The 7,503-nt window shown below is 49.8% G+C and carries 7 protein-coding genes and 1 pseudogene; 5 read left to right on the top strand and 3 right to left on the bottom strand.

Features of this window, described 5'->3' with window-relative positions; all coding sequences use genetic code 11:
- On the bottom strand, nt 1-71 hold a 71-nt coding region (locus ACJHXA_RS18435; RefSeq protein WP_001568368.1), incomplete at its 3' end, for an IS1 family transposase.
- Nucleotides 72-128: 57 nt separating this feature from the next.
- On the opposite strand from ACJHXA_RS18435, the pseudogene ACJHXA_RS18430 reads away from it, so the two are divergent.
- A pseudogene (locus tag ACJHXA_RS18430) lies at nt 129-347 on the top strand (fimbrial protein); the annotation flags it as partial.
- A gap of 242 nt (nt 348-589) precedes the next feature.
- Here ACJHXA_RS18430 and gntP read toward each other — a convergent pair.
- Nucleotides 590-1,933, bottom strand: coding sequence for a gluconate permease GntP (gene gntP / locus ACJHXA_RS18425; protein WP_000558251.1), 1,344 nt, complete (start codon nt 1,931-1,933; stop codon nt 590-592).
- A gap of 339 nt (nt 1,934-2,272) precedes the next feature.
- Between gntP and uxuA the strand changes: the two genes are divergently transcribed.
- From uxuA to uxuR, 3 genes are all read left to right on the top strand, one after another.
- Complete coding sequence (uxuA, locus tag ACJHXA_RS18420) at nt 2,273-3,457, top strand: mannonate dehydratase (RefSeq protein WP_000438582.1); 1,185 nt, start codon at nt 2,273-2,275, stop codon at nt 3,455-3,457.
- Between the two features lie 80 nt (nt 3,458-3,537).
- Nucleotides 3,538-4,998, top strand: a complete 1,461-nt coding sequence (locus tag ACJHXA_RS18415; protein ID WP_000208194.1) for a fructuronate reductase — start codon at nt 3,538-3,540, stop codon at nt 4,996-4,998.
- A 214-nt stretch (nt 4,999-5,212) separates the two neighbouring features.
- Entirely contained in the window at nt 5,213-5,986 is a 774-nt protein-coding gene (uxuR, locus tag ACJHXA_RS18410; protein WP_000833686.1) for a Uxu operon transcriptional regulator, read from the top strand.
- A gap of 140 nt (nt 5,987-6,126) precedes the next feature.
- Here the strand turns inward: uxuR and ACJHXA_RS18405 are convergent, their stop codons facing one another.
- Nucleotides 6,127-6,957, bottom strand: a complete 831-nt coding sequence (locus tag ACJHXA_RS18405; protein WP_000062557.1) for a DUF2686 family protein — start codon at nt 6,955-6,957, stop codon at nt 6,127-6,129.
- A gap of 333 nt (nt 6,958-7,290) precedes the next feature.
- Here ACJHXA_RS18405 and ACJHXA_RS18400 point away from each other — a divergent pair, with 333 nt between their 5' ends.
- Entirely contained in the window at nt 7,291-7,434 is a 144-nt protein-coding gene (locus tag ACJHXA_RS18400) for a hypothetical protein (RefSeq protein WP_001317451.1), read from the top strand.
- Nucleotides 7,435-7,503: the final 69 nt, after the last annotated feature.

Below are 7,503 nucleotides of genomic sequence, written 5' to 3'. Positions count from 1 at the left end.
GTGCTTTTGCCGTTACGCACCACCCCGTCAGTAGCTGAACAGGAGGGACAGCTGATAGAAACAGAAGCCACTGGAGCACCTCAAAAACACCATCATACACTAAATCAGTAAGTTGGCAGCATCACCCGATTTTCACCAATACCGCGTCGTTTTCACCAGCGCAGGGCGTCGGCGTACAGTTGACGCGCAACGGTACGATTATTCCAGCGAATAACACGGTATCGTTAGGAGCAGTAGGGACTTCGGCGGTAAGTCTGGGATTAACGGCAAATTACGCACGTACCGGAGGGCAGGTGACTGCAGGGAATGTGCAATCGATTATTGGCGTGACTTTTGTTTATCAATAAAGAAATCACAGGGCATTGCTAATGCAGGTACGCAATATTACCCGAAGCTAAAAACCTGCACGTTAGCCCTTTGTAGGCCAGATAAGACGCGTTAGCGTCGCATCTGGCATAAACAAAGCGCACTTTGCTGGTCTTTTCCCCTCACCCTAACCCTCTCCCCAGAGGGGCGAGAGGACTGTCTGGGCACATTTTTAGAGTTTGTCATCAGTCAGAGCCTGCCATTGGCAGGCTCTGGTGTCCTTTTACGCTACCATGCTAATAATCAGCACAATAATCAGCCCAACCACGGAGTTGACCAGCTCCAGCAGACCCCAGGTTTTCAACGTGTCTTTTACTGACAGGTCAAAGTAACCTTTGAACAACCAGAAAGATGCATCGTTAATGTGGGTGAGGGTGTTGGAACCCGCAGCCGTCGCCAGTACCAGCAGCGCCGGATTCACGCCAACCAGCTGACCAGTTGCTGGATCTAGGATTGCAGCACTTATAATCCCGGCGGCGGTCATCGCCGAAACGACACCCTGACCCGTCGCCAGACGAATTAGCACAGTGATCAGCCATGCCATGATGTAGGGCGAGATATTGCCGTGGGACATCAACATGCCGATGGTGTCGCCAATGCCGGTGTCGATGATAGTCTGCTTCAGCACGCCACCCGCACCGATGATCAGAATCACCATTGCAATACTCTTCACCGCGCTTTCAAAAGCGTTCATCACCCACTGCATGTCATGACCACGTGCGGTGCCAAAGAGTACGAATGCAACCACCATCGCAATAAACATTGCAATCGGCGAGGAACCGATAAAGTTAACCACTTCCCAGGCAGGGGTATCTTTTACCAGCCAGATATTGGCGATGGTGGTAGAGATCATAATGATCGCCGGGATCAGCGGCACCAGAATCGAAACGCCGAAAGAGGGCAGATTATTCATATCTACCGGTTGATCTGCTTTCAGGAATGATGGCGTTGGGCGCTCAAGATTGCCGAGGAACTTCGGCAGGATCAGACCTGCGCAGATTACACTTGGGATCGTCACCAGTACGCCATAGATATAAACCATCCCCATATCCGCGCCATAAGCATTCACCAGCGCCACCGGACCCGGCTGCGGTGGGAACAGTGAATGTGCGGTAGTGGCAGCTGCTACTGCCGGGATCGCCAGTTTCAGGAACGGAATTTTAGCTTCGGCGGCAATAACAATAACCAGCGGCGCTAACATGATAAAGGCCACTTCATAGAACATCGCCAGACCAAAAATCAAGCCGATGATAATCACCGACAGCTGTACATAGCGCAGACCGAGACGCGCCAGCAGCGTATGCGCTATCTGGTGAGCCGCGCCGGAGTCGACCATCAATTTACCGATGACCGCACCGAACACCACGATGATAGCCAGTTCCCCCAGCGTGTTGCCGAAGCCCGCTTTCATAGTGTGCAGCAGCGACATCAAATCCATGCCCGCCAGCATCCCGACGGACAGCGCCGCCACCAACAAAGCCACCATTGAATTGATTTTGAACTTCAAATTCAGTACCAGCATCAGGCCGATACCGAATACTACCCAGAGAATGTTAAGCACATGCATAACGTTTTACCTTACCTGGTTGAACCGTTGTTATTTTGGGCGACATGTTATGTAAATTGGTCAACCATTGTTGCGATGAATGTCACATCCTCTGATCAATAACCATCGATAACCTTTTGCTGCAATTTGCAGCAACAACCAGGAGAGTGAAATTCTTGTGATGTGGTTAACCAATTTCAGAATTCGGGTTGACATGTCTTACCAAAAGGTAGAACTTATACGCCATCTCATCCGATGCAACGCCACGGCTGCGGTCTGGTTGTTCATCCGGATACCTAAACAACTCCAGGGTTCCGCGTCTCTTTGCTGTGGAACCCACTATGTGAAAGAGGAAAAATCATGGAACAGACCTGGCGCTGGTACGGCCCAAACGATCCGGTTTCTTTAGCTGATGTCCGTCAGGCGGGCGCAACTGGCGTGGTTACCGCGCTGCACCATATCCCGAACGGCGAAGTATGGTCCGTAGAAGAGATCCTCAAACGCAAGGCGATCGTTGAAGACGCAGGCCTGGTGTGGTCTGTCGTAGAAAGCGTACCAATTCACGAAGATATCAAAACCCACACTGGCAACTATGAGCAGTGGATCGCTAACTATCAGCAGACTCTGCGCAACCTGGCGCAGTGTGGCATTCGCACCGTGTGCTACAACTTCATGCCGGTGCTCGACTGGACCCGTACTGACCTCGAATACGTGCTGCCAGACGGCTCCAAAGCTCTGCGCTTCGACCAGATCGAATTCGCTGCATTCGAAATGCATATCCTGAAACGTCCAGGCGCGGAAGCGGATTACACCGAAGAAGAAATTGCTCAGGCAGCTGAACGCTTCGCCACTATGAGCGACGAAGACAAAGCGCGTCTGACCCGTAACATCATCGCTGGTCTGCCGGGCGCGGAAGAAGGGTACACCCTCGACCAGTTCCGTAAGCACCTGGAGCTGTACAAAGATATCGACAAAGCCAAACTGCGCGAAAACTTTGCCGTCTTCCTGAAAGCGATTATTCCGGTTGCCGAAGAAGTTGGCGTGCGTATGGCTGTTCACCCGGACGATCCGCCGCGCCCGATCCTCGGCCTGCCGCGCATTGTTTCCACCATTGAAGATATGCAGTGGATGGTTGATACCGTAAACAGCATGGCAAACGGTTTTACCATGTGCACCGGTTCCTACGGCGTGCGTGCTGACAACGATCTGGTTGATATGATCAAGCAGTTCGGTCCGCGTATTTACTTCACCCATCTGCGCTCCACCATGCGTGAAGATAACCCGAAAACCTTCCACGAAGCGGCGCACCTGAACGGTGACGTTGATATGTACGAAGTGGTGAAAGCGATTGTTGAAGAAGAACACCGTCGTAAAGCGGAAGGCAAAGAAGACCTGATCCCGATGCGTCCGGACCACGGTCATCAGATGCTGGACGACCTGAAGAAGAAAACCAACCCAGGTTACTCCGCAATTGGTCGTCTGAAAGGCCTGGCCGAAGTTCGCGGTGTCGAACTGGCGATCCAGCGCGCTTTCTTTAGCCGTTAATATCCACCGGCATGGCTGCGCGCCGTGCCGGTTCCTTCTTCCTTGCCGTCACTCTTTGAAGACGGATTCTGGAGTTTACGATGACTACTATTGTTGACAGCAATCTGCCGGTTGCCCGCCCGTCATGGGATCATTCTCGTCTGGAATCACGCATTGTGCATCTCGGTTGCGGGGCGTTTCACCGCGCGCACCAGGCGCTGTATACCCATCATCTGCTGGAAAGCACCGACAGCGACTGGGGCATCTGCGAAGTTAACCTGATGCCAGGCAACGACCGCGTGCTGATCGAAAACCTGAAAAAACAGCAACTGCTGTACACCGTAGCGGAAAAAGGCGCAGAGAGCACCGAGCTGAAAATTATCGGTTCGATGAAAGAAGCGCTGCATCCGGAAATCGATGGCTGCGAAGGTATTCTCAACGCGATGGCGCGTCCGCAAACGGCGATTGTCTCTCTAACGGTCACGGAAAAAGGCTACTGCGCTGATGCGGCAAGCGGTCAACTGGATCTCAATAACCCACTGATCAAGCACGATCTGGAAAACCCGACTGCGCCGAAGTCCGCGATTGGTTACATCGTCGAAGCCTTGCGTCTGCGTCGTGAAAAAGGGTTGAAAGCGTTTACGGTGATGTCCTGCGATAACGTGCGTGAAAACGGTCATGTGGCGAAGGTCGCGGTACTGGGACTGGCTCAGGCACGCGATCCGCAGCTGGCGGCATGGATTGAAGAGAACGTCACCTTCCCATGCACCATGGTTGACCGCATCGTTCCGGCGGCGACGCCAGAAACCTTACAGGAAATTGCTGACCAGCTGGGTGTTTACGACCCGTGCGCCATTGCCTGCGAACCGTTCCGTCAGTGGGTGATTGAAGATAACTTCGTTAATGGTCGCCCGGACTGGGATAAAGTGGGCGCACAGTTCGTTGCAGACGTTGTGCCGTTCGAAATGATGAAGCTGCGTATGCTGAACGGCAGCCACTCTTTCCTGGCGTACCTCGGTTACCTCGGCGGCTATGAAACTATTGCCGACACCATGACTAACCCGGATTATCGCAAAGCGGCCTTTGCCCTGATGATGCAGGAACAAGCGCCAACGCTGTCGATGCCGGAAGGTACGGACCTGAACGCCTATGCGACGCTGCTGATCGAGCGTTTCAGCAACCCATCTCTGCGTCACCGTACCTGGCAGATTGCAATGGACGGCAGCCAGAAGTTACCGCAGCGTCTGCTGGATCCGGTGCGTCTGCACCTGCAAAACGGCGGTAGCTGGCGTCACCTGGCGCTGGGCGTGGCTGGCTGGATGCGTTACACCCAGGGCGTGGATGAGCAGGGTAATGCCATTGACGTGGTCGACCCGATGCTGGCCGAGTTCCAGAAGATTAACGCGCAGTATCAGGGCGCAGACCGCGTGAAAGCGCTGCTGGGCCTGAGCGGTATTTTTGCCGATGATCTGCCGCAGAATGCCGACTTTGTTGGCGCAGTGACGGCGGCATATCAGCAGCTGTGCGAACGCGGTGCGCGCGAGTGTGTGGCTGCGCTGTAACTAACTGATTACCCTACAGACTTACTGGTCAATCAAACTGATATTTGGTTGACCAGTTTTCGTTTTTTTGCCCACCTGTACGTGCCAACTTCCAGTGCTAATGGTATAGTTTGAGATTAACGGGGGCCGTAAAATTGCCCGTTGTAGGCCGGATAAGGCGTTCACGCCGCATCCGGCAAAAATTTGATTAACCGCACCTAACGGACACAACACCATGAAATCTGCCACCTCTGCGCAAAGACCTTACCAGGAAGTCGGGGCGATGATCCGCGATCTGATCATAAAGACGCCGTACAACCCTGGCGAACGGCTGCCGCCGGAGCGTGAAATTGCAGAAATGCTTGATGTCACGCGGACGGTGGTACGTGAAGCGCTGATCATGCTGGAGATCAAAGGGCTGGTGGAAGTGCGCCGGGGTGCCGGTATCTATGTTCTTGATAGCTCAGGCAGCCACAACACAGACAGTCCGGATGCCAACGTCTGCAATGATGCGGGTCCTTTTGAGCTGTTACAGGCGCGTCAGTTACTGGAAAGTAACATCGCCGAGTTTGCCGCCCTGCAGGCTACCCGCGAAGATATCGTCAAAATGCGTCAGGCATTGCAACTGGAAGAGCGTGAACTGGCTTCCAGTGCGCCGGGCAGCAGCGAAAGCGGTGACATGCAGTTCCATCTCGCTATTGCCGAAGCAACGCATAACAGCATGCTGGTGGAGCTGTTCCGTCAGTCCTGGCAGTGGCGGGAAAACAACCCAATGTGGATCCAGTTGCACAGCCATCTGGATGACAGCCTGTATCGCAAAGAGTGGTTGGGCGATCACAAACAGATCCTCGCCGCGTTAATCAAAAAAGATGCCCGAGCGGCGAAGCTGGCAATGTGGCAGCATCTGGAAAACGTTAAGCAACGTCTGCTGGAATTCTCGAACGTTGACGATATTTATTTTGACGGCTATCTGTTTGATTCATGGCCGCTGGATAAAGTCGACGCCTGACTTATTATAATAAGCGCAAGGGTAAACGTTCCTTGCGCTTTCTTAAATTAAGAAGTCGCAATGAGTATTACTTTGTAAATTGCAGGGTATTGTTTAAATATCTGTATAACCTGAATATTAGTACTCATTCTTCTCAGTGGCTATTTACCAATATAATTCCATTCACCATTTTTTAATTCAAACAGTTCTGGAAGAGATGACGGTTGCAGAGTCATGCGTTTGAGTGGCGCATCTTCATCACCGGGGATAACGTTATATCCCATTTTTGCATGGATCTCCGCGGTACCGGGATAGGCTTCTATACCAATTATTGGGTCATTTCCCATTCCAATATTAGCATTAAATAATGCGGCAAGGGCGAATCCGGAAGAATTTGCTACCCCTGAGACAGTTATTATCTGATCAATATAGATATCAATTCTTGGCTGCTCATTGGTCCATCTTTTTGCCTGAGAAACTGGAAGGGTTGAAATATATCCTATCGTGGTTCCGGCGTAACCTGGAACATTGCAACCAGGGCCTAATGTTATTTCATGAACTGTATAGTCCTCAACAGGATCGAAAGGGCTCTTCATAAATAAATTTAGCCGTAAACCTTCTGCTAATTCTGTAGCAGCATGCGCCTTTTTACATATACCACCATATATTTCGTCTAAAGCTGAGGTGATTTTCAAGTTTCGATAGAGCATACGTCCTGTTGTTGTAATACCATCGGATTCTCTGCATGCTTCTGTCACATAATTAAATGGCCAGGACTCTTTACTAATATCAAGTTTTCTAATTTCGACAACGCTTTTTCCATCGTAATTATGGTTATTGCCACGAGCAAGAGGCAGAAGATAGATATTTTCCGTATCCAGGCGAGCTCGTTCATATTTACGTGTTAACTCATTGTCGACTTTTGGGTGATGAAGGAAGTGATTATCTGTAATAATTTGACTCTGAAGGGCATTGCTTAATGGCATAGACATAATAGTTACCTTTTAGGAGTATTTCACTGATGTTTAGAAAAATAGATAAATTTTTCTGTAGTAAAAAGAGAAGTAAACAAATGACATGCATGTTTCTGTTGTAGTGATATCAACTCTACACGGTGATATTAAAGGGTAGGAAACACTCTAAAGTATCAAAAAACGCTCATTTGAAATTATTTTCATGCAATTAAAAAGCATATCTTATTACTAATTGGAATTTGATGTTGCTATATTGATGTCTATATTAATAATGCCTGTGAATGGTATTTTTGATGTATTTGATATGTTATCAATTTATATTATTTACAAACTAATTGTTTCAAATAATACATGGCTGATTATGCGGAAATAAATAATTTCCCATCGGAATTAAGTAGCGGCGGTGACAAGTATTTTCATCTACATAACTATTCGGAATATTCAGAATATACTAGCGGTTTTTTTTTGAGTTTGATGATTTTTATCAAATCATGACTTTTTTCCTGAAAAGTCAGTAGATATTCATAGGCAAGTAAGGTTTTATACTTTGCTGACAGGATTCAG

Origin of the sequence: Escherichia sp. WS33 (assembly GCF_046486385.1) — a bacterium.
In the GTDB taxonomy this organism is placed as follows: Bacteria; Pseudomonadota; Gammaproteobacteria; order Enterobacterales; family Enterobacteriaceae; genus ECMA0423.
This window is presented reverse-complemented; position numbering and strand designations above follow the sequence as displayed.

What these genes read in the sequence shown, in the direction of transcription:
- ACJHXA_RS18405 (WP_000062557.1), bottom strand. Translation starts at nt 6,957, where the DNA reads ATGTCTATGCCATTAAGCAATGCCCTTCAGAGTCAAATTATTACAGAT.
- ACJHXA_RS18415 (WP_000208194.1), top strand. Translation starts at nt 3,538, where the DNA reads ATGACTACTATTGTTGACAGCAATCTGCCGGTTGCCCGCCCGTCATGG.
- uxuA (WP_000438582.1), top strand. Translation starts at nt 2,273, where the DNA reads ATGGAACAGACCTGGCGCTGGTACGGCCCAAACGATCCGGTTTCTTTA.
- uxuR (WP_000833686.1), top strand. Translation starts at nt 5,213, where the DNA reads ATGAAATCTGCCACCTCTGCGCAAAGACCTTACCAGGAAGTCGGGGCG.
- gntP (WP_000558251.1), bottom strand. Translation starts at nt 1,933, where the DNA reads ATGCATGTGCTTAACATTCTCTGGGTAGTATTCGGTATCGGCCTGATG.
- ACJHXA_RS18400 (WP_001317451.1), top strand. Translation starts at nt 7,291, where the DNA reads ATGGCTGATTATGCGGAAATAAATAATTTCCCATCGGAATTAAGTAGC.